The organism is Prevotella pectinovora, assembly GCF_041323955.1.
Classification (GTDB): domain Bacteria; phylum Bacteroidota; class Bacteroidia; order Bacteroidales; family Bacteroidaceae; genus Prevotella; species Prevotella pectinovora.
In genome coordinates, this window is sequence record NZ_JBGLIV010000001.1 from 2,475,337 (window position 1) to 2,496,653 (window position 21,317).

The window sequence follows — 21,317 nt, forward strand, 5'->3', positions numbered from 1 at the left end:
TTTGGTTATACTTAATTAATTATATATCAGATGCTTTGATAAGCGGCTGCAAAATTACTTCTATTTTTCAAATCTTGCAAGTTTTTACGTCAAAATATAAGAAAGTTGCATACTTTCTCATGTAAAGTTGCTAAGTTTCCCATTAAAAACCAGCAAGTTTCCCATAGAAAGCAGTCTATTTCCCGAATTCTTTCAGTTTGTCGCCGTCTATAAATACAAAGCCGCTCTTTCTTGCCACGATAACTCCATCGGCAAATCTATACACATCTATCACATCATCGTCAAGGTCTACCTTCAACTCGATATCCTTGTCAGTAATAAAGAACCGCGTTCTCCCGTTGCTGTTTTTCATAAACGACAGGTTGTCAAGCTCAAGATATTTCGTGTAAACGTTTGATGCATTATAACTGCGTACCACTTTTCCGTCATCCTTTATTACGAAAGCACTGTCCTTGTCGTTCACGACGAGACACCCTTTCTCTTTGTCCAGGCATTCAAACCGGCTTATTTTCTCTATGTCGAGATACGCCTGTCCCTTAATAAAATTCCGGAATTTACCATACGTCTTCTTCGGATACTCCACAGTACGGATGTCTCTCATGTCCTCCGACGGCCAGACAATAGAATTTGAGAAAAGCAAAGTCTTCAACGTTTCGCCATTTGCCAATGTATCACGGACGGAGTTTTTGCCTTTGGAAAAGGACTGCCCCATGATTTTTCTTCCGCTCCGAGAATAAAGTTCCATATAGAACGTCTTGCTCAGATTCACTTTTTTATCGTCGTCATCAGTTCCGTAACCGTTGCTGAAGACAGAGAGTTTCTGCGGATCCGCCTTCAACACGATATTGCCTCCCATAGCGCCAAGTTTTGTCCTCCACTTTTCCTTCAGCATCATGTCAAAACAATAGACGTTGTGACAGTCTGCCATATATACATTCCCGTTCTCAAAACAGATATTGGAACCGAGATAGCCCAGCGACTTTCTCATTGGGTAGCACAGATAATAATAATGTGACGGTCCAAACAAAGCTGTCGAAAGAAGAGTGCCGATGAGACCACCCGCAAAGAAAGCAGATGCGTCTAAGCCTTCGTCGTATGCTCTGACTTTCTTCTTGTACACCTTTCCCGTTTCGAGGTTTATCTTGTATAAGTTGTCTGCAACGGCAAACAGGGTCTTGTCGTCATATAGTTGGGTATAGCATCTTTGGGCTTGCGAAGCCCATTTGTCACTTTCCCACAAAAACGAACCGTCGGAAATCCTGTATGCCAACAAATCCGGAAAGGCACCATTTCCCACGCCAAGCACAATATCCAGGGAGTCATTGACATAGACCGGAGTGATCTGGAGGAAAGACGCCACCTCGCCTGTTTCAAGTTTTCTGAACTCCACGTAATTGCGTATTTCCTTGTCCTTCCCCACTTCAAGCTGCATCACGGAAACCATATACGGACCATTGATTGAAAAGGAAGTGGTCTTTGGATTTATTTCCCTTATCCAAGCGGCTTGTTTCCTGTCTTTGGCCGAGTATACGCTAAGGAGTCCCACATCACCCGTTTTTCCCTTCTTCGTCGTGTCGCAGGTAATAATGGCTACATAGCTGCTGTCTTCTCCAAAGACAGCAGCCAGCGTGCCGCCGTTTCCGCCCATACGTAGTCCATAGAGTTCCTTGCCACGAGCGTCTTTGCCGTAGCTCAATATGTCTGACGGCAGACTTTTGTCGCCAGGCTTTTCGTTCTCTTCAAAGCGGCTTGCCGCCGACTGTCCACAAGTTACAATCATCATCAAGGCGACAAGCACGCTGTATTTCCGGATATTCATCATATCCTTGCGGTGTTAGTCTTCAACCATTCCTTCTCTTCGTCGTTGAGCAATGGCGAGAGCTTCTCGAATACCATCTTGTGATAGTCGTTGAGCCACTGTTTCTCTTCTGCCGTGAGCATGTCGAGATCGGCACAGTCAAGGTCGATAGGACAGAGGGTGAGCGACTCGAACTGCAGGAATTTGCCGAATTCCGTCTCAATGAAGTCTTTGATTAGCAGCGTGTTCTCAATTCTCACTCCGAACTTGCCGGCGAGGTACAGTCCCGGCTCGTCGGTCACAGTCATGCCTGCCTGGAGCGGAGCCGGTTTCCATTCCATCCTTATCTGATGAGGGCCTTCGTGTACATTGAGGTAGCTGCCCACGCCGTGGCCCGTGCCGTGCATATAGTTGAGTCCTTCTTTCCACATCGCCTGTCTTGCCAGGATATCAAGCTGGGTGCCGCTGGCATGGTTGGGGAACTTACACAATTCCAGTTGTATATGACCTTTTAGCACAAGGGTGTACACTTTCTTCTGCTCCTCGGTCACAGGACCGAGAGGTATGGTGCGGGTGATGTCTGTCGTGCCGTCGAGATATTGCGCTCCGCTGTCGAGCAGGAGGAAACCGCGCGGTTTCAGTTCCACATCCGTTTCAGGTGTAGCCTCGTAGTGAACGATGGCTCCATGTTCCTGATATGCGGCGATGGTGTCGAACGAGACTCCCTTGAAGAGCGGCTGCTCAGCCCTGAGCGACGTGAGTTTCTTCTCCACTGTCAGCTCCGTCTGTCCGCCAGCCTCAACGGCGGGTTTCAGCCAGTGGAGGAACTTCACCATTGCCACGCCGTCGCGGAGCATGGCACTATGGAATCCTCGGATTTCAGCCTCGTTCTTCACACACTTCAGATAAGGCACCGGCGATGCCGCCTCCACCACTTTCTTTGCGCTGACGGCAGAGAAGAGGGCATAGTTCACCTGATTGGGGTCGAGCAGGATATTGTAGCCATCGAAATGACGAAGTCCCTCGACTACATTTCCATAATCCTCCACCACCACTCCGGCTGTTTTGAGAGCGTCGGCTGCAGATGGCGCAAGTTTCACCTTATTTATATATAATATGGTCTTCTCCACATCGATGAGGAGATAAGCCACAGCCACAGGATTGCAATGCACGTCGGAGCCACGCAGGTTCAGTGTCCATGCAATGTCGTCGAGGGCGGTCACGAGCAACGCCTCCGCCCCACTCCGCTTCACTGCGGTCCTGATTCTCTGAAGTTTGCTTTCAGCAGTCTCTCCGGAATATTCCAGCGGATGCTGAACCACAGTGTTCAGGGGGATTTCCGGACGGTCTTTCCAGATGATGTCCAGAGGGTCGAAATTGGTGCGGATGGTGATTCCTCCCTGCCGGCGCAGTTCTTCGGCAAGTCCCCTCACCTCGTTGGCGGCATTCACATATCCGTCGAGCCCCACTACAGCACCGTTGATATGGGCAAGCGACATTCCGAGCCATTGCGATATGGTGGGAGTTCCTTCAACGCGCTCTTTCATCAGTTTGAACTCCGTGCCTTGCAGCTGTTCCTCAGCCGCTATGAAATATCTGGAGTCGGTCCATAGCGCAGCCTTGTCCATTGTCACCACTGCCGTTCCGGCGCTGCCGTCAAAACCGCTTATCCATTTCCTGCCTTCCCAATGGGCCGGCACGTACTCTCCGTTGTGGGGATCGGTGCTTGGAAAGATAAAGGCGTCGATGCTCTCTCTACGCATCACTTCACGCAGAGCTGCGAGCCTATCTTGAATCATTTGTGTCATAATCATAGTGCTTAATCTAACATTTGTAAAATCTGCTTTACAAAGGTATATCTTTTCATAATTAATAACAAATTATAAGACGATTATGTTGCAATTTATCGAGTTTTTTTTCCTAACTTTGCGGTGCGAATGACAAGACAACGAATATACATAAAAATAAATTTACAACTATGGAATTTTTAACTAACGAAAAACTTGTTATCGTCGGTGCAGGCGGTATGATCGGTTCTAACATGGTACAGAGCGCTTTGATGCTCGGCCTCACTCCTAACATTTGTCTTTATGATATCTATGAGCCAGGTGTTCACGGCGTATTCGACGAAATCCAGCAGTGTGCATTCCCTGGCGCTAACGTAACATATACTGTTGACCCGGCAGAGGCTTTCACTGGTGCTAAATATATCATTTCTTCAGGTGGCGCTCCTCGCAAGGACGGCATGACACGTGAGGATTTGCTGAAGGGCAACTGCAAGATCGCCGCTGAGTTCGGTGACAACATCAAGAAATATTGCCCTGATGTTAAGCACGTGGTTGTTATCTTCAACCCTGCTGACGTAACAGCCCTGACAGCACTCATCCACTCTGGTCTGAAGCCAAACCAGCTGACTTCTCTCGCTGCCCTCGACTCTACTCGTCTGCAGCAGGCTCTCGCACTGGAGTTCGGCGTTCAGCAGGACAAGGTGACCGGTGCTCACACATACGGTGGCCACGGCGAGCAGATGGCTGTATTCGCTTCTCAGGTTAAGGTTGACGGCAAGCCTCTCTCAGAGATGGGTCTCTCTGCAGAGCGTTGGGAGGAAATCAAGCACCACACAGTACAGGGTGGTTCTAACATCATCAAGCTCCGCGGCCGCAGCTCTTTCCAGAGCCCAGCTTACAATGCCGTGAAGATGATCGAGGCTGCCATGGGCGGCAAGGAGTTCACACTGCCTGCAGGATGCTACGTAAACTGCGACAAGTGCGGATTCAAGAACGTGATGATGGCTATGCCTACAACTATCGACAAGACTGGCGTTCACTTCGTTGAACCTAAGGGAACAGAAGAGGAGATGGCTTCTCTTGCCAAGTCTTATGAGCACCTCTGCAAGATGCGCGACGAGATTGTTGAACTCGGCATCGTTCCTCCTGTGGCAGAGTGGACAAAGATGAACCCGAACCTCTAATTCATCTGCCGACAATAACGGCACAAAAGATATGCGGGCGACAAGGAAGACAATTCCATGTCGCCCGTTTTCTTGATGAATAATATTTGATTAATATTTTCCCCCACGGCGTGGGGAATGAAACCCCACATTAGGGGGTTCTGTTCCCCACGGCGTGGGGGATTTTTGGCATATATTTTTGTCTTCGTATTTTGGGGCAATTCATTTAACCCAAATCACAAACAAGTATCTCTGCCGAAGGTTATATCGTTTATCGCCTCAATGACCACAGCTTTGCTCTTGACAAAGAATAATTATCCTGCAACTGCTGAATGACAAAAAAAAGAAGTAAATTTGCAGAAGATTAATAATATACATAACAAGAAAAATCAATGGCACTTATAAAATCAATAAAGGGTCTCACTCCCAAATGGGGCAAGGACTGCTATTTCAGTGAGAACGCCGCAATTGTCGGCGAAGTGACGATGGGCGACGAATGCTCAATATGGTTCAATGCCGTGGTGCGCGGCGATGTGGCTCCCATTACAATCGGCAACAGAGTGAACGTGCAGGACGGAGCCTGCGTACATGTGACCAACCAGACAGGACCCACGATAATCGAGGACGATGTGTCAATAGGCCACAATGCCACAGTACATGCATGCACAGTGCGCCGAGGTGCCCTGATAGGCATGGGCGCGACGGTGCTCGACAACGCTGAAGTGGGCGAAGGAGCAGTAGTTGCCGCCGGAGCACTCGTTCTGGGAGGCACTAAAATCGGCGAACATGAAATCTGGGGAGGTGTACCGGCAAAATTCATCAAGAAGACGAGACCGAACCAGGCGGAGAGCTTCGCACAACACTACGTGGAATATTCAAAGTGGTATCTTGAGGAACAAGACTGAAAACGACATCCCCACAATCCAAGAGCATCACAACCACATATCATCCTATGACAGAAAGACCGACGACATACGTTGACATCATATTGCCTCTGCCCCTCAACAGCCTCTTCACCTACTCCATTCCGGAGCCGTTGACAGAGGCGGTGAAGAGCGGCGTAAGGGTTATCGTGCCGTTCGGCAAGCAGAAGATGATGGTGGGACTGGCGGTGCGCATCCACGACAAGGAGCCGGAATTCAAGGTAAAGGACATCACGAGGGTGCTCGACACGACGCCTATCGTGACCGAAGACCAGCTGCGGATGTGGAACTGGATTGCAGATTATTACATGTCTCCCATCGGCGAGGTCTTCAACGCCGCATTGCCTGCCGGACTGAAGGCAGAGGACGGGTTCAGGCCGAAGACGGAGACCTACGTCACACTGCCTGAGAACCTGCGCCACGAACAGGCGCTGCACATCGCTTTCGGCATGCTGAAGAGAGCACTGGCACAGCTCAAGACATTCAACACATATCTGACACTCTCCCACTGGGACACCATTGTGGGCGACTGCACCGACGAACCGGTGGTGGAGGTGACGAAAGATGAACTGATAAACGAATCGCATGCCACAGCCGGAGTCATGAAGCAACTGCTGGACAAGAAGATGCTCGTGACCTACGAGAAGGAGGTGGGACGTCTGAACTGTGGCGGAGTGCCTCAGCTCGACAACGTGAAGCGACTGTCGGCAGCACAGCAGGAAGCATACAACAACATACTGTTCCAGTTCCTGAAAAAGAACGTGGTGCTGCTGCGCGGCGTGACGTCGAGCGGCAAGACGGAGATATACATCCATCTCATCAAGCAGGCACTGGAGCGCCACGAGCAGGTGCTCTATCTCCTGCCGGAAATCGCCCTGACGGTACAAATAAGGCAAAGGCTTCAGAAGGTGTTTGGCGACAGACTCGGTATCTACCATTCCAAATACAGTGATGCCGAGAGGGTGGAGATATGGAAAAAGCAACTCTCCGACTCACCTTACGATGTGATACTGGGAGCACGCTCCGCCGTGTTGCTGCCGTTCTCCAAACTCGGTCTCGTGATAATCGACGAGGAACATGAAACGTCTTTCAAACAGCAGGACCCTGCACCGCGCTACCATGCCCGCAGCGTGGCGATAATGCTCGCCCACCAGCATGGAGCGAAAACGCTGTTGGGCTCCGCCACACCGTCGGCAGAGAGCTGGCATAACGCCGAGACCGGCAAATACGGTCTTGTGGAACTCGACGAGAGATACAAGGGCATCGAGATGCCGGAGATAAAGGTAGTGGACGTGAAGGACATGCAACGCCGCAAGATGATGTACGGTCCGATATCACCGCTGCTGCTCGAGACGATGAAAAAGGCATTGGATAACGGGGAGCAGGTGATACTGTTCCAGAACAGGCGCGGTTTTGCGCCGATGGTGGAATGCCGCACCTGCGGATGGGTGCCGAAATGCGACAACTGCGATGTCTCACTCACCTTCCACAAGAACATGAACATGCTGACATGTCACTACTGCGGTTTCACCTACAGCGTGCCAAAGAAATGTCCGAACTGCGAGGGGGAGGACCTGAGGCCCTATGGGTATGGAACGGAGAAGATTGAGGAGAAGATAATGGAACTGTTCCCCAACGTGCCCGTTGCCAGGATGGACCTTGACACTACCCGTTCCCGCAACGCATACGAGAGGATAATAAATGACTTCTCTGCCGGGCGTACGAAGATTCTCATCGGAACGCAGATGGTGAGCAAGGGACTCGACTTCGACCACGTACGTGTGGTGGGAATACTGAATGCCGATTCCATGCTCAACGTGCCCGACTTCAGGGCATACGAACACGCCTTCACCATGATGTCGCAGGTGGCGGGAAGAGCAGGAAGGAAAGGCGACCGCGGACTGGTGATACTGCAGACGAAAGACGTGGAGCAGCCCATCATAGAACAAGTGGTGACAAACAACTGGCGGGCATTCTATTCACAGCTGATGGCAGAGAGACGACTGTTCCACTACCCTCCCTTCTATCGGCTCATATATGTCTACCTGAAGCACAAAGACGATGACCGCGTGAACACGGCAGCGATAGAGATGGGCGGCAGACTGAGACAATGGCTTGGAGCAAGGGTGCTCGGTCCTGACAAGCCTGCGGTATCGAAGGTGCGCACATTCTTCATCCGCAAGATAATGCTGAAGCTCGAACCGGGTATCGACATGAAGAGGGTGCGCCAGTGTCTGTTGCTCGCCCAGCGCCAGATGGAACAGGACAAGCGATACTCCTCCCTGCAGATTTACTACGACGTGGACCCGAGCTGACATCCATCCGACGTCCGACAAACAAAGCACCAATCCCCGGCTCTCTCACACGAGACAACCGGGGATTATTCTATTTCTTATAAGACCAATTGTTTTGCCCATTCCGGGACGTCGTCAATATACTGTTTGAAGACAGGTCTTGTCAATTTACTCATAATCCCATTCTATGTGTCGCTTTGCGCCTAGCAATCTCAGCTTTGGCAGCATTAAATCTCTTATCAAGTTCTGCCTTGGCCTTGAGTGTTGACAGGCATGCCGATTTCTGAACTTCAAGCATTATGGCTTCCAGCATCTCATCCGTCGGTTCCTCTGCTGAATTCAATCTGTATGACCTAAGTTCTTCTTTTGACATTGCAACGAATCATTTTAAGTTCCAATTAATTAATCAATGCAAAGATTGTGCAAACGAGAGCAATGAAAATTTACTTTCAAATTGCCAAGTGCAGCCAATCTTATGCAAGGATAGTGCAAGGCAAGAGCAGAATGAAATAAATACATTTATTTCTTATGCCGAGCCGCAGCTTATCTTATGCAAGGATAGTGCAAACCGAGTGCAATGAAGCTTGCTTCAATTGCTGAGGTGCAGCCTATCTTATGCAAAGATAAGACATTTTTCAATACAGAATAACAAATCAAGAAAAATAAATTGCCTTTATTACTATTACAAACACACCTAAAGGCAAGCGTGCTATCAATAATCCCCAGTCCTCTCACTACGAGACAACCGGGGATTCATCATTTATGTGTGTTATTTCAAAGAGTAGTTTCTTATCAGAAATCGATGTCAAGACCAACACCAAGCACATCATTGTCACGAGTGTAGTCTGCTGTATATGTCAGCTTGTCTGACACCTGCTCCGAAGTCTTCTTGTGCTTGTAGAAGGTATGGAAATAAGCTACGGAGAGTGACATCTTGCTTGTCAGGTTCACTTTCGCACCGAAACCGACAGAGTTTGAACTTACCACAAACGACTTGTCATCCATTGAGGCATCCGACAGACCATAGTTTGTGCTCTGCCATCCTGCACTCACGGTGAGCATCTTGTTCACATCATACTCAGCACCGGCATTATACTCCAGTGTACCACGTTTGAGATTCTTGTGACGGTCTACACGCTCCTTCGTTCCGTCAGCCTTGATCCAATTGTAGCCAGAGGTTGCCTCCTTGTCGTCAAACCAGTGGAAGCCCACATTGATGCGGAGAGCATCGATAGGACTATAGCCCACTCCGAGGGTGAGCAATGCAGGAATGTCACCGGCATCCTTGTGGTTCTGCTCCGGGTCATACTCAGCAATAAGCTCGTTGATGTTCTCCTTTGCCTGCTGGATTGCCGGACTGATGCCCTGGAGCACCTGTACCGGAACACCGGCGGCAGCAAGGTTCTCACCGATAGCGTTCAGCTTCTTCACAGGAGTGATGACGGTACCCTGGTTTACAAGACACAGATGGGTCTTGAACTCATACTTTGCAGAGAAGTTCCAACGGCCGGTCTTGTAGTCGATACCGATGATTGGAGTGAAGCCATAACCTGTCTGGTCGGTGTTCAGCTCAATGTCTGAACTCTCCGGATCGTTTCTGTCCACCATAGTAGAGAGTGGCAGTTTGGCACCGTTGTTACCCACGAAAGCGATGTTCTTCACATATCCGTAGTAGTTACATGTGGCGTAGATTCCTCTCACGCCTCCGAATACAGACAGGTGGTCGTTGATTCTGTAGGCAGCGCCGACAGAAAGTCCATAGTAATACTGACGACCGCGCATGAAGCTGTCGTAGGTATATCCATATCCTCCCATCGTTCCCGTTGCAGGGTTTGCGATATTTGGATTTACCGGCAATATGCCGTTAAGATATGGAGCGAGGGAGTTGCCGAGGAAACCGATGTTTGCCACAACCTTCTCGAAAGAACCGAGTCCGTTGTCGAACTTACATTTTCCACCTCCTCCGGCAAGGTCGAAGTTGGCCTGGAACGACCATCTGTTCTTGTTGTATGCATACTGGAACGAAGGAATTACAGGGGCAAAAGCCTTACCCTCGAATTTCCTTGGCGTAGTAGGATTCTTTACGTTGTAGTTGAAGAGAGCGTAGTCGTTCTCGATAGTACGTGTCTGCCATGCAGTCTGCAGATTGATGCTGAGGTGATGGCCGTCTTTCATAAATGCCACACCGGCAGGGTTGTAATACACTCCGTCAATGCCGATAGATGCCTCACGGCTCATCATACGGTTGAAAGCAATGTTCTGGTTGGTGTTAGTGAGCAGACCGCCAGCAGTGGCGGTTACTGCGGATGCCGACAACAGGGCTGCCAAGCAAACATTTTTTAAATTAATCATCTTTACCTAAAATACTTTTTAAAACAAATTGGTTGCAAAGGTATCTTATTTGTCCTTTATTTCCGTATAAAGAGTTGTTTGTTTAACATTGCTTAACCACAAAACGCCTATGTTTTGCGCAAAACAAAAGGTTTGTGCAAGAATTATAGCACAAACCTTCCATATTTATCCCCAAATGTGTATGTTACCCCCACTTGCCTATTCCTCGTCGTCTCTCTTCAGAGCCGGCTTCTTCAGTTCAGGATAGCTCACTCTCGTATGATAAATGGACTTGAGTCTTTCTATCAACACCTGCTTGGCCATCGCGATGTCGTGGAATGTGATCGGGCAATACTCAAAGTATCCCTCCTTCAGTTGTCCGTCCACGATCTTGTTCACGATATTGCTGATGCTGAATTCCGTATATTCCGGAAGCGAGCGTGCGGCAGCCTCAACGCTGTCTGCCATCATCAGGATAGCTTGTTCGCGAGTGAACGGATTAGGGCCTGGATAGGTGAAGAGCGAATCGTCGATAGGCTCATCCGGATGCTCGTTGCGATACGACACATAGAAATACTTCGTCATTCCCGCACCATGGTGAGTGCTGATGAAGTCCTTTATCACTCCCGGCAGATTATACTTCTCCGCCAGTTTCAGTCCGTCTGTCACATGGTTTATCACGATATGTGCGGCATCAATCCTCGACATGTTGTCGAGAGGGTTCACGCCATTCTGGTTCTCAGTGAAGAATGCCGGATTCTGCATCTTGCCGATGTCATGATACAAGGCTCCTGTACGCACCAGCTGCGCTTTTGCCCCGATCTTCTCGGCGATGGCAGAGGCAAGGTTGCTAACCATTATAGAATGCTGGAACGTTCCCGGCGCCACCTCGCTCAACCGGCGCAGCAGGTCCTTGCTGGTATTCGACAGCTCGATGAGCGTAACGTTGGATATGAATCCGAACGTCTTCTCGATGATGAGCATGAGAGGATACACGAAGAGCAGCATTATACCGTTTATCACGAAATACTTATACATGCTGTTGTCAATGGTAGTGAACGTATTGTCTGTCATCAGCTGCAGGGCGAAGTAGATGGCGCAGCTCGCCAACGTCACGAAGAGCGCCGTCTTGAAGAGCTGCCCTCGCTGCGATAGTTCCCTCAGCGAGTATATCGCCACGAGTCCCGCCACGAGCTGCACGATGATGAACTCATACTGATATTTCAACGCCGCCGCACACAACATCACCATCACGATGTGTGTAAGGAATGCCGTACGCGAGTCCATGAACACACGGATGAATATGGGCGCCATGGCAAAAGGCAGTATGTAGACGCTGAACACATTGTGTTCTATCATCAGCGACACGAGGATAGGAAAGACGGTGATCATCGCATAGAGCATGGCTATGCTGCGCGGCTTGCTGAAATAGTCGCGGCGGAACATGCCGAGATACATAGTAAAGAGGATTATGAAGAGCGAAACGAATATCACCTGTCCGGCAATGGTAGAAGGCACTGCGGTTGTGCTGGCGCTACGGCGCTGGGTCTCCTTTTCAAATGAACTGAGCACACGGAAGGTGTAGTCGTCAACGATTTCTCCTCTGTCCACGATTTTCTGTCCGGCAAGCACCATACCGCTTGCCAGCGGTATCTGCCCGAGCAGGTCGTTCTTCTCTGCCTCGCTCCTCTCCTTGTCGTATATCAGGTTCGGCTCTATGTATTCGTTGAGATTGCAACGCTGCAGCTGCGAACGGTAGGGTGCGAGTCTCTCGTCAAGGTATATCTGCTCATAGGCGGTCATTGTTGACAACACCCTGGATATGCGCACGCTGTAAGCAGTCTTGCCGTCAATGACCCTTATCATCTTGGTGGTGTCCTGGGCTATCGACGAGAATTCCGTCGCCCCCATGATTCCAGACTTGTACAGCTGGTGCAGCTTGTCTGCCACGATGTTGGTGTAGGTAGCCGGCATACCAGGCAGTCCGCCGGTGAAGTCTTCGAAGAAGCGCGTCATCTGGGCGCTCTCCATATTATTCTTAAAGTTGAAGTAAGGTTCGAAGTTGCGCAGCAGACTGTCGCGCTCCTGCTTTATCGCCTCGTCGGTCTTGTATATCGGGAAGTCGAACTTGGCAATCAGCGAACCATACATCCACGGCTTTCCCACGTCGTAGCGGAACTGCGGTCCGCTGTTGCGCGGAATAAACAATACGATGATAACCACGGAAATCAGGACCAACGCCATACGGCTGAGGATCTTCTTCCATTGGTTGCGTTCAGACATGTCGTACTTATTCATATTCTCATTCTTTTATAAGTCCGGCGCAACGACAAACCAGTGTAGCTGGCGCCAGCATTAATTACAGTGTATTATCTCGGTTTTAGCCTCCGAAAAGTACCTATTATATATATAAGGCACGTTTCAACTGCGAAAATACAAAAAATAATACAACAATTGATAAAAAAGTTGTATTTTTGCACGGTTTAGCATATATCTCTTGCCCAAATGCAGCATTACGAGGTAATAAAATCAATAAATTCACATATACACATAGCAATGTCAGAAAGAAAAGTTAGGGTGCGTTTCGCACCAAGTCCCACGGGCGCCTTACACATCGGCGGCGTGCGCACAGCATTATACAACTATCTCTTCGCCAAGCAGCACGGCGGCGATCTCGTGTTCCGTATCGAGGATACCGACTCCAATCGTTTCGTACCCGGTGCTGAAGAATACATCATCGAGTCGTTCAAGTGGCTCGGCATCAAGTTCGACGAGGGAGTGAGCTTCGGCGGAAACTATGGTCCTTACCGCCAGAGCGAGCGCCGCGACATCTACAAGAAGTACGTAGACCAGCTGCTGGATGCCGGCAAGGCATACATCGCCTTCGACACTCCTGAGGAGCTCGACGCCAAACGTGCAGAGATAAAGAACTTCCAGTATGATGCACACACCCGCATGCAGATGCGCAACTCGCTTGCCATGCCAAAGGAGGAGGTTGAAGCCCTCATCGCCGACGGCAAGCAGTATGTAGTGCGTTTCCTCATCCAGCCGGGAGAGGATATCCATGTCAACGACATGATCCGCGGCGACGTGGTGATAAAGAGCGACATCCTCGACGACAAGGTGCTCTACAAGAGTGCCGACGAGCTGCCTACCTATCATCTCGCCAACATCGTTGACGACCATCTGATGGAGATAAGCCATGTGATACGCGGCGAGGAATGGTTGCCAAGCGCCCCACTCCACGTCCTACTATACCGTGCGTTCGGATGGGAAGACACAATGCCACGCTTCGCCCACCTGCCTCTGCTGCTGAAACCAGACGGCAAGGGAAAACTGAGCAAGCGCGATGGCGACCGCCTCGGATTCCCTGTGTTCCCGTTGGAATGGCACGACCCCAAGACCGGCGACGTGAGCAATGGTTTCCGTGAGAGCGGATATTTCCCGGAGGCAGTAATAAACTTCCTTGCCCTGCTTGGATGGAACCCAGGCACAGAGCAGGAGCTGTTCTCTCTGCAGGAACTCGTGGAGCAGTTCGACATCACGAAATGCAGCAAGGCGGGAGCACGCTTCGACTATCAGAAGGGCATCTGGTTCAACCATGAATATATCCTGCGCAAGAGCAACGAAGAGATTGCAGAACTCTTCGCCCCGATCGTTGCCGGCAACGGCGTGGACGAGTCGATGGAGCGCATCACCAAGGTGGTGTCTATGATGAAAGACCGCGTAAGCTTCGTAAAGGAACTGTGGCCTCTCTGCTCATTCTTCTTCATCGCTCCTACGGAATACGACGAGAAGACTGTCCGCAAGCGCTGGAAGGCTGACTCTGCCGTGGTAATGGGCGAACTTGCCGACGTGATAGAAGGCATCGACGACTTCTCTCTCGAAAACCAGGAGAAAGTGGTTCTCGCATGGGTGGAGAGCAAGGGTTACAAGCTCGGCGACGTGATGAACGCCTTCCGTCTGGCTCTCGTCGGCATCGGCAAGGGTCCCGGCATGTTCGACATCACTGCCTTCCTCGGCAAGGAGGAGACACTGAAGAGACTCAGAAAAGCCATTGAAGTGCTGAAATAACAAACCGCATTCTATATGCCCGCTCTCCCTTCCACCGAGGGAGAGCCACAAGGGCAGAGAGAGAAACTGGAATAAAGAACTAAAAGCAACAAAGAAGCAGGCGTGTACAACATCATTATATATATATACCTTCTTGGTGTGGCGATAGCCAGCCGTTGGAACAGCAAGATACGCAAGATGTGGCGAGGGGAAAGAGAAACTTTCGACATACTGAGGCAGAAGACAGACCCGAATGCGAAATACCTGTGGTTCCATGCAGCATCGCTCGGAGAGTTTGAGCAGGGACGCCCCATAATGGAGCGTCTGCGCAAGAGCCATCCCGAATACAAGATTCTCCTCACATTCTTCTCCCCTTCTGGATACGAAGTGAGGAAGAACTACGAGGGGGCCGACATCGTCTGCTACCTGCCGCTCGACACTCCGCTCAACGTCAGACGCTTCTTCAAGATAATACACCCGGAGATGGCGTTCTTCATCAAGTATGAGTTCTGGTGGAACTACATGACATACATGAAGAAACACGACATCCCCGTATACAGCGTGAGCAGCATCTTCCGCCCGCAGCAGGTGTTCTTCCGCTGGTATGGCAACAGCTATCGCCGCGTACTGAACTGCATCACCCGGTTCTTCGTGCAGAACGAGAAGAGCCGCGAGCTGCTCGCCACACTCGGCATAACGAATGTGGAGATTACAGGCGACACGCGCTTCGACCGCGTGCTGGAGATAAAGCAGAGCGCAAGTCAGAAGCAGATGCCTATCGTGGATGCCTTCGCCAAGGGCTACAAGGTGTTCGTAGCCGGCAGCAGCTGGCCGCCAGACGAGGATATCTTCATCCGCTATTTCAACGATCACAAGGACTGGCGCATCGTCATCGCCCCTCATGTGATAGGCGAAGACCATCTGCAGCAGATACTCTCGAAGCTCAACCGCACCGCCGTGCGCTACACCCAAACCACTCCCGAAGAGGCAGCCAAGGCTGACTGCCTGATAATTGACTGCTTCGGACTCCTGTCGAGCATATACTCTTGTGCCAAGGTCACCTATGTGGGTGGCGGATTCGGAGTGGGTATCCACAATGTGCTGGAGGCTGCCGTATGGAACGTGCCGGTGATATTCGGCCCCAACAACAAGCGTTTCCAGGAGGCTCAGGAACTGCTCGCCACACAGGGCGGAATGGAGATAAACAGCTACGAGGACTTTGAGAGAATCATGGACCGCTTCGACTCTGACGCCGAATATCTCAGCATTTCGTCTGATCTGGCCGGTGCCTATGTGAAGACGAAAGCCGGTGCTGCCGACAAGGTTATCAAGGGTGTGGGACTATAATGGAATAATCACGACCGACTTCCTGTCTGCAGGACAACAAACAATATGGCAATCCCCGACATTCTTCACAGACCGTGTGGTCTGCATAGAATGCCGGGGATTGCCGTATTTATTCATTCATGTATGTCGGGGGGGCTGACTTCTTCCAATTCGAGAGTCAGTATCATCATTTGCCCTGGAGCTCGGTTCCGGAGATTTTCTTCAGGCTGTTGGTCGCCACATTAAATATACCCTTGATATATTTGTCGGGAGTACGCTCCTGCAGCTCTTTCATACCGTCGATACACAATGCGCGCTCATCCATAGTCATCACCGATCCCTTCTGCTTGCAGAGGTCGAGGATGGAATTTGCGAGTCCGGTCAGCAGGTTGGTGTTGTCGATATTGTCTCTCAGATTATTGAGATAAGCGGCACGAAGGTTGCCGAACTGCTGGATGGGATCGGTGTTGCTGCCCACGAGAGGTTTGGAAGCAGACTGCTGCATTCCCTTTACATTGCCGTCGGCTCCTATTTTCATGACGTTTCCCTCACCATCGTCAATAGTCATCGAACCATCTTTCTCTATCACTATCCGCTGCCTGTTCGACTTGAGGATGGTCTTGCCTTCTTTCGTCTCTATAGTATCGGTACCGTCAACGATTTTCCCGCCAAAAGCCTTTGCCAGTTTTCCCAAGTCGCCCAGACCTGACAGTACCGAGAGATCGCCAAGGTCGAACGAGTCATCATCATCGTCGTCGTCGTCAATGCTGTCGAGTTTGTCTGAGAGGTCTTCAAGATTCTTCAGCACTCCGTCGAGGTTCTGTGCGGAGCGTTTCTGCTTGGCAGACATCTTCTTGGGGTTCATACTGTAAAGCTTATACACCTTGCCTTCGATGTTCTTCCCGCGTTTCTGCCATTCCAGTCCGTAGACATAGCGATAGAGAGAGTCGGCGGTATCATCAACACACATCGTGAGATAGTTACGCCCCCACTTGCAATAGGGCCAGCCCAGATGCATTAGTTTTTCCAGATGGTCGCCATAGGCAATCAACCTGTTCGACTTCGCCGCATCTGTCTCTTTCTTCACGAACACGTCGTATGCCGCTGACATATCCTGATAGAAAGCCTTCTTCAGCGGTTCCAGATTCTTCTCCTGCTTCTTGGGCAGCGAGAATTCGTATATCTTGGCGTATGCCTTGGTATTTCCTTTGTCGACGGTAGAAGACTTTATGCCGTTTATCTCCACTGCCGTGCCAAAGGCATCAATCGCCTTGTTCACATGTTCCTGCGCCGAAGCGCCTAAGGGCAGCATCACGATGGATGCGAGTGCCACGATGTCAAATAGTCTTTTCATTGTCATATTCCTTTCCGTTTTATTCAATACACGTCTTCTTCGTCACACACGGCTGCTATCTGCGCAGAGTTCAATAAGCTGGCAGCCTTGACGAGATTCAGCATATATTGTTGTTCACATTCCACTTTCATCAATTCTATGTCGGCAAGCTGTTTCGCCACCACATTCACGGAGTCTGTCACCGAGATCGCCTCTGCATCGGCAAGCAACACCTCTGGCGGTGCGGGCTTGTAGCGGTATTTCCTCATCACCCGCCTTTTTTCCGGCATTTCGTCTGCATGTCTCTCCTTGTCAGAGATGGTATCGGGCTTGGCGACGGCACTGTCGGTGGGTTGTGCCTGTGCCACCAAGCGTTTGGAAGTCTGCATGACAGGAGTTTCATCCGTTCCGCCGGGCACAAAATGATAGGCTGCCACAAATATCACTGCTACTGCTGCAGCAATGCCTGCTATCCAACGGAGGCTCCAGACCGGAGCGGTATGGCGGACAGGCTTGCCTGATGGTTCACCGGTCATCCCGTTGTCGAAATATGCGAACATCTCCCGATAGGGGTCCAGTTCGGCAGGCACATGCTCATTCTGGCGGAAGAAGTCTCCCAATGCCTTTTCCTCATCCAGAGTGGTGGTGCCGCTCATGAACTTGTCGATCAATATTTTCAAATCCTCCTGTTTCATCTTCTTCGTTTTATCTCGTCAAACAATTTCTTTCTCGCCCTCGCCAGCATCGTGGGCACGGAGACGGCACTGACTCCCACTATGGCGGCAATCTCTTCGGTGGTTTTGTGTTCCACCTGTCTGAGATGCAGCACGGCGTGTTCCTTGGTAGGCAATTTGTCGAGCTGCGACTTCAGCCATCTGTCGTCTTCTGCCGTCTGGAGCAGCGAGTCGGGCTGACGATAACTGCTGTCTGGGGCGGCTGTCATATCGAGGGCTATCGTCTTGTTCCTTCGCAGCATGTCAATAGACAGATGCCTGGCTATTGTAGTGGCCATCGCCGCGGCAGACGGTTTGTCGTCTATCTTCTCTCTGATGGTCCATAGCTTGAGCATCGTGTCTTGAGCCACATCCTCAGCCGAGTCTGAATCGAGCCGGAATCCCCTCGCCAGCGTCACTATGCGCCGGCGCAGGTCTGCTGCCATGTCTTCAAACTCTTTCTGAACCATACTCATACATTTATATATATATATGACGCCGTTTCCTCCTGCCGTCACTCTATTAACGCACGATACACAGGATTATGAACAGACATTAATATTGTTTAACAATCAGACAATAAACTTGTACACTAAAAACACGAACAATGTGTCGAAAATGTGTAGATTCGCACAAAACAAGTACCAAAAATGTGTAAAGCTTCACATTTTTAGCACATCAACGATTCAATACCTCCTAAAAAAACCGCAACGTCGTCGAATTGACACGCTGCGGTTTTTTGATTATTTCCTAAGGATTATCGTCATTTTATCTGCACCTTGCCCGTCTTGATGCCGTTGGCAGAAACGGTCTTGATGATATACATGCCCTTGGCAAGTCCGCCGACAGCCTGGCCCGCTGTGGCGTCGGACATTTCTGCCACCTTGTTGCCGGCGAGGTCGTAGACTGAAACACGGGCTTTCTCTGTCATGTCGAGAGTAGAGATGCCAGAAGTCTCGCTTGCAAAATTCTTATAACATTTGTGACAGAAAGGACAAAAGCCGAATCAGTCATAATGGAAATAGTATAAAGAAAAATGTCATATCACAAAAAACGGTCGAAACTGTCAGATTGTCTGGTTTTTCATTGTAACATTCTGACAAACAGACAGTTGACTATCTGACGATTGTCAGCCGATTGTCTGGATGATTTGCAGATAAGAGGAAGTATCTGACAGCAGGTATTCAGATGACAGGAATTGCATGTGTTGGCAGAATCCTGAAAACAGGAATATGGATATTACAACATTAACTTATTGGGCAACCGCCTGGCGTCTTTTCTGCCCATCCGGGGCAAGCAGCGTGCCCATGTGGGGCAAGCACCTTGCCCTTGTTGGGCAAGCGGCGTGCCCATCTTACCCCAGAATCGGTCATAAGATGTAAGATATGTATATTTGCATAACACTTAGCTACACTCGGCAAATTGAGATTAAACTCTCTTTGCACTCGTTGGCAGAGTGTTTGCAGAAAACAACAAAACATCAAGCTTATGATGGTAAACATTGCTAATCCGATATACGACTCTGTTTTCAAATACCTTATGGAGGACGAGCGCATAGCAAAGACTCTTATCTCCGCTCTTTTGAAAAAAGATTTTGATCAAAGTCTGAAGGAGAAAGGCAACCACTAAGTATTGAGCGTTGATGAAGACAAGTTCAATGGCGACCTTCCTTTCATCAGCAAACCATCCAGACAGTTGGCTGACAATCGTCAGGTAGCCAACTGTCTGCCTGTCAGAATGTTACAAGGAAAAACCAGATGATCTGACAGTTTTTTTGAAATTTCTTGTTTATACTGAGAATCAGCGATATTGGCAACTTTTACTCATATCAACACTCGCTATTACTCATCAAAAGCCAAACAAAATCCACTCTTCTAAAAATCCAAATCCAAGCAAGCCCTAATGACCGATTTGGGTTGAATTAATTCCGCCAACCGGCAAGGTCTGTATATCCCTGCAATATGGCGACATTTATAAACCACAAAAGAAATTAGGATCTTCTGAATTAATACAAAACGGAATTGCAAGTTCAAAACTTTGCGATTCCGCTTTTCTATTTTCTTGATGATGCAAATTGCAACAGCAAAATGTATGGCCAGAATGTCATTCCGGCTGATATTTCAACACGTCGTCAGGATAAAGGATGCAGCAGTCTACCTCGGAAAGAGGGTGCTCTTTAAGGAAGAGCACATACACGATATTCTTGCCTTGCGAGAATGGAGCCTTTTCTGTCTTTGCCTTCAGTTTGGCAAGCAGACGGTCTGCAAAGTCTGCTGATTTCCATTTGCATTCTCCTACAAGGATTGTGTTCTTGTCACCGATGGCTTCTGCCACGACATCAAACTCCAGGTCTTCATAGCCTACAGGTGTCTTACGCCCGTCTTCATAAACAGAAGCCTTTCCCCACCAGCGCCGGGCCATCCCCCATGTATGTCCGAAAAGCTCGTTCCCCGAAACAGCTGTCTGACACAGCCGCTCCCATACATTCCCTACGAATGCAGGGAAACCGCTTCCTATTTTCTGCATAACAAAAGATGTTCTTCCGAGAGCAAGCATCGAACGGTGAGGCTCGATAAACGTATAGTAGAACGCCATGAAGTTGTCATCGATGACATACAATGTCTTTTTTGTCTTTTCCTCACTTTCACCGAAAGGAATTTCTTTACTGATATACGACATCTCCGTCAAGGCATTCAACGGCTTGGATATCTCCGTCGTCTTCTTTCCTATGGCTGATGCCACGGCAGAATATCGTGTGTTGCCATGTCCGAGGGCTGTCATGATAGACTGGAATGGAGCTATGTCGTTAGCCTCATCAATAAAGAGCGCACTCGGCTCACCGTACAGGATGCCGTGCTCGTCGAGTATCAGTTCGTTTATTGCTTCGCGCAATGACGGATATTCCTCACGCAGAGTCCAATAGCGGGGCACACCGCCCCACACGCTGTACTCTTCTATCGTGCTGACAGCGTCTAAATGTATGGCTTCCTGCCAATGCTGCGGACGAATCGGACGAAGGTTCATCTTTTCGTGTGCCCTGCCGTATAGAGGGTCTGTACTGTCAAGTACAAAATGCTGCATCATACGCTGTGATGAACCGCAGATTACAAGATTATACCGCAGTTCACCACTATCAAGGATATGCTGCAAGACGGAAGGCAAAGAGGAATCCTTCTCCACCATATATGGGAACTCATCAAGTACGAGCACGCTATTTTCCCTGCATACCTTGTTGAATGCCGTAAGCACAGACTCCCACGTAGGATAAAGAGGCATGTCAAATCCGCTGTACAAATTGGCTATCGTACCAGCCAGGAGCGAAATCTGCACTTGTGTCTCTTGGCGGCCTGCTTCAAAATACACGTCTTCGTCAGTTATCACTCTCTTCAGCAATGTTGACTTGCCAAGACGTCTGCGCCCGTATATCACGACGAATTTCTTCGTCTCGGATTCAAAAGCCCTTTTAAGACGCTTCTGTTCCTTGCCTCTGTCTACAAATTCCATAGAATATGATTTTTCTGAAAATGATTTTTCAAAATATGTTTTTGCAAAAATAATGTTTTTATGAATGCGCTGCAAGTGGAAACATATATTTT

At 49.5% G+C, this 21,317-nt stretch carries 16 protein-coding genes; 6 read left to right on the top strand and 10 right to left on the bottom strand.

The features are described 5' to 3' along the window. Positions 1-175: 175 nt before the first annotated feature. Both ACDC99_RS09680 and ACDC99_RS09685 read right to left on the bottom strand, forming a co-directional pair. Positions 176-1,822 carry a hypothetical protein gene (locus ACDC99_RS09680; protein WP_370756658.1) on the bottom strand — a complete coding sequence of 549 codons (1,647 nt, stop codon included), beginning with the start codon at positions 1,820-1,822 and terminating at the stop codon, positions 176-178. Continuing rightward, entirely contained in the window at positions 1,819-3,612 is a 1,794-nt protein-coding gene (locus tag ACDC99_RS09685) for an aminopeptidase P family protein (RefSeq protein ID WP_370756659.1), read from the bottom strand. Before ACDC99_RS09685 ends, ACDC99_RS09680 begins: the two co-directional genes overlap by 4 nt. 164 nt (positions 3,613-3,776) lie before the next feature. Here ACDC99_RS09685 and ACDC99_RS09690 point away from each other — a divergent pair, with 164 nt between their 5' ends. The 3 genes from ACDC99_RS09690 (at position 3,777) to priA (ending at position 7,986) form a co-directional block, all read left to right on the top strand. Next, the gene (locus ACDC99_RS09690) at positions 3,777-4,769 is read left to right on the top strand and encodes a malate dehydrogenase (RefSeq protein ID WP_022315707.1); all 993 of its coding nucleotides are present in this window, start codon (positions 3,777-3,779) and stop codon (positions 4,767-4,769) included. 371 nt (positions 4,770-5,140) lie between these two features. Continuing rightward, on the top strand, positions 5,141-5,653 hold the full coding sequence (locus ACDC99_RS09695) for a gamma carbonic anhydrase family protein (protein WP_022316804.1): 513 nt from the start codon (positions 5,141-5,143) through the stop codon (positions 5,651-5,653). A 47-nt stretch (positions 5,654-5,700) separates the two neighbouring features. Beyond that, positions 5,701-7,986, top strand: a complete 2,286-nt coding sequence (priA, locus tag ACDC99_RS09700; RefSeq protein WP_288745961.1) for a replication restart helicase PriA — start codon at positions 5,701-5,703, stop codon at positions 7,984-7,986. A 151-nt stretch (positions 7,987-8,137) separates the two neighbouring features. Here the strand turns inward: priA and ACDC99_RS09705 are convergent, their stop codons facing one another. The 3 genes from ACDC99_RS09705 to ACDC99_RS09715 form a co-directional block, all read right to left on the bottom strand. Further along, positions 8,138-8,338, bottom strand: coding sequence for a hypothetical protein (locus tag ACDC99_RS09705; protein ID WP_022316801.1), 201 nt, complete (start codon positions 8,336-8,338; stop codon positions 8,138-8,140). A gap of 419 nt (positions 8,339-8,757) precedes the next feature. Then, positions 8,758-10,317, bottom strand: a complete 1,560-nt coding sequence (locus ACDC99_RS09710; RefSeq protein WP_370756660.1) for an OmpP1/FadL family transporter — start codon at positions 10,315-10,317, stop codon at positions 8,758-8,760. Between the two features lie 198 nt (positions 10,318-10,515). After that, positions 10,516-12,594 (bottom strand): HD family phosphohydrolase, encoded by a 2,079-nt coding sequence (locus ACDC99_RS09715; protein ID WP_370756661.1) that lies wholly within the window; start codon positions 12,592-12,594, stop codon positions 10,516-10,518. Positions 12,595-12,852: 258 nt separating this feature from the next. On the opposite strand from ACDC99_RS09715, the gene gltX reads away from it, so the two are divergent. Both gltX and ACDC99_RS09725 read left to right on the top strand, forming a co-directional pair. Next, positions 12,853-14,370, top strand: a complete 1,518-nt coding sequence (gene gltX / locus ACDC99_RS09720; protein ID WP_278840652.1) for a glutamate--tRNA ligase — start codon at positions 12,853-12,855, stop codon at positions 14,368-14,370. Positions 14,371-14,472: 102 nt separating this feature from the next. Continuing rightward, entirely contained in the window at positions 14,473-15,696 is a 1,224-nt protein-coding gene (locus ACDC99_RS09725) for a 3-deoxy-D-manno-octulosonic acid transferase (protein ID WP_022316797.1), read from the top strand. A 166-nt stretch (positions 15,697-15,862) separates the two neighbouring features. Here ACDC99_RS09725 and ACDC99_RS09730 read toward each other — a convergent pair whose 3' ends face one another. From ACDC99_RS09730 to ACDC99_RS09745, 4 genes are all read right to left on the bottom strand, one after another. Further along, positions 15,863-17,029, bottom strand: coding sequence for a hypothetical protein (locus tag ACDC99_RS09730; protein WP_370756662.1), 1,167 nt, complete (start codon positions 17,027-17,029; stop codon positions 15,863-15,865). Between the two features lie 23 nt (positions 17,030-17,052). Next, complete coding sequence (locus tag ACDC99_RS09735) at positions 17,053-17,703, bottom strand: hypothetical protein (protein WP_370756663.1); 651 nt, start codon at positions 17,701-17,703, stop codon at positions 17,053-17,055. Then, positions 17,700-18,191 (bottom strand): RNA polymerase sigma factor, encoded by a 492-nt coding sequence (locus ACDC99_RS09740; RefSeq protein WP_287074837.1) that lies wholly within the window; start codon positions 18,189-18,191, stop codon positions 17,700-17,702. Before ACDC99_RS09740 ends, ACDC99_RS09735 begins: the two co-directional genes overlap by 4 nt. A gap of 293 nt (positions 18,192-18,484) precedes the next feature. After that, entirely contained in the window at positions 18,485-18,667 is a 183-nt protein-coding gene (locus ACDC99_RS09745; RefSeq protein WP_262503137.1) for a T9SS type A sorting domain-containing protein, read from the bottom strand. A gap of 542 nt (positions 18,668-19,209) precedes the next feature. Between ACDC99_RS09745 and ACDC99_RS09750 the strand changes: the two genes are divergently transcribed. Continuing rightward, positions 19,210-19,350 (top strand): hypothetical protein, encoded by a 141-nt coding sequence (locus tag ACDC99_RS09750; protein WP_156145811.1) that lies wholly within the window; start codon positions 19,210-19,212, stop codon positions 19,348-19,350. A gap of 474 nt (positions 19,351-19,824) precedes the next feature. Here ACDC99_RS09750 and ACDC99_RS09755 read toward each other — a convergent pair whose 3' ends face one another. Continuing rightward, on the bottom strand, positions 19,825-21,225 hold the full coding sequence (locus tag ACDC99_RS09755; protein WP_308008357.1) for an ATP-binding protein: 1,401 nt from the start codon (positions 21,223-21,225) through the stop codon (positions 19,825-19,827). Between the last annotated feature and the right edge of the window lie 92 nt (positions 21,226-21,317).

Bases quoted from the DNA above. Each gene is read 5' to 3' on its own strand.
- ACDC99_RS09690 (WP_022315707.1), top strand. From the start codon at position 3,777: ATGGAATTTTTAACTAACGAAAAACTTGTTATCGTCGGTGCAGGCGGT.
- ACDC99_RS09755 (WP_308008357.1), bottom strand. From the start codon at position 21,225: ATGGAATTTGTAGACAGAGGCAAGGAACAGAAGCGTCTTAAAAGGGCT.
- priA (WP_288745961.1), top strand. From the start codon at position 5,701: ATGACAGAAAGACCGACGACATACGTTGACATCATATTGCCTCTGCCC.
- ACDC99_RS09685 (WP_370756659.1), bottom strand. From the start codon at position 3,612: ATGATTATGACACAAATGATTCAAGATAGGCTCGCAGCTCTGCGTGAA.
- ACDC99_RS09735 (WP_370756663.1), bottom strand. From the start codon at position 17,703: ATGAAACAGGAGGATTTGAAAATATTGATCGACAAGTTCATGAGCGGC.
- ACDC99_RS09680 (WP_370756658.1), bottom strand. From the start codon at position 1,822: ATGATGAATATCCGGAAATACAGCGTGCTTGTCGCCTTGATGATGATT.
- ACDC99_RS09750 (WP_156145811.1), top strand. From the start codon at position 19,210: ATGATGGTAAACATTGCTAATCCGATATACGACTCTGTTTTCAAATAC.
- gltX (WP_278840652.1), top strand. From the start codon at position 12,853: ATGTCAGAAAGAAAAGTTAGGGTGCGTTTCGCACCAAGTCCCACGGGC.
- ACDC99_RS09710 (WP_370756660.1), bottom strand. From the start codon at position 10,317: ATGATTAATTTAAAAAATGTTTGCTTGGCAGCCCTGTTGTCGGCATCC.
- ACDC99_RS09715 (WP_370756661.1), bottom strand. From the start codon at position 12,594: ATGAATAAGTACGACATGTCTGAACGCAACCAATGGAAGAAGATCCTC.
- ACDC99_RS09730 (WP_370756662.1), bottom strand. From the start codon at position 17,029: ATGAAAAGACTATTTGACATCGTGGCACTCGCATCCATCGTGATGCTG.
- ACDC99_RS09740 (WP_287074837.1), bottom strand. From the start codon at position 18,191: ATGGTTCAGAAAGAGTTTGAAGACATGGCAGCAGACCTGCGCCGGCGC.
- ACDC99_RS09695 (WP_022316804.1), top strand. From the start codon at position 5,141: ATGGCACTTATAAAATCAATAAAGGGTCTCACTCCCAAATGGGGCAAG.
- ACDC99_RS09705 (WP_022316801.1), bottom strand. From the start codon at position 8,338: ATGTCAAAAGAAGAACTTAGGTCATACAGATTGAATTCAGCAGAGGAA.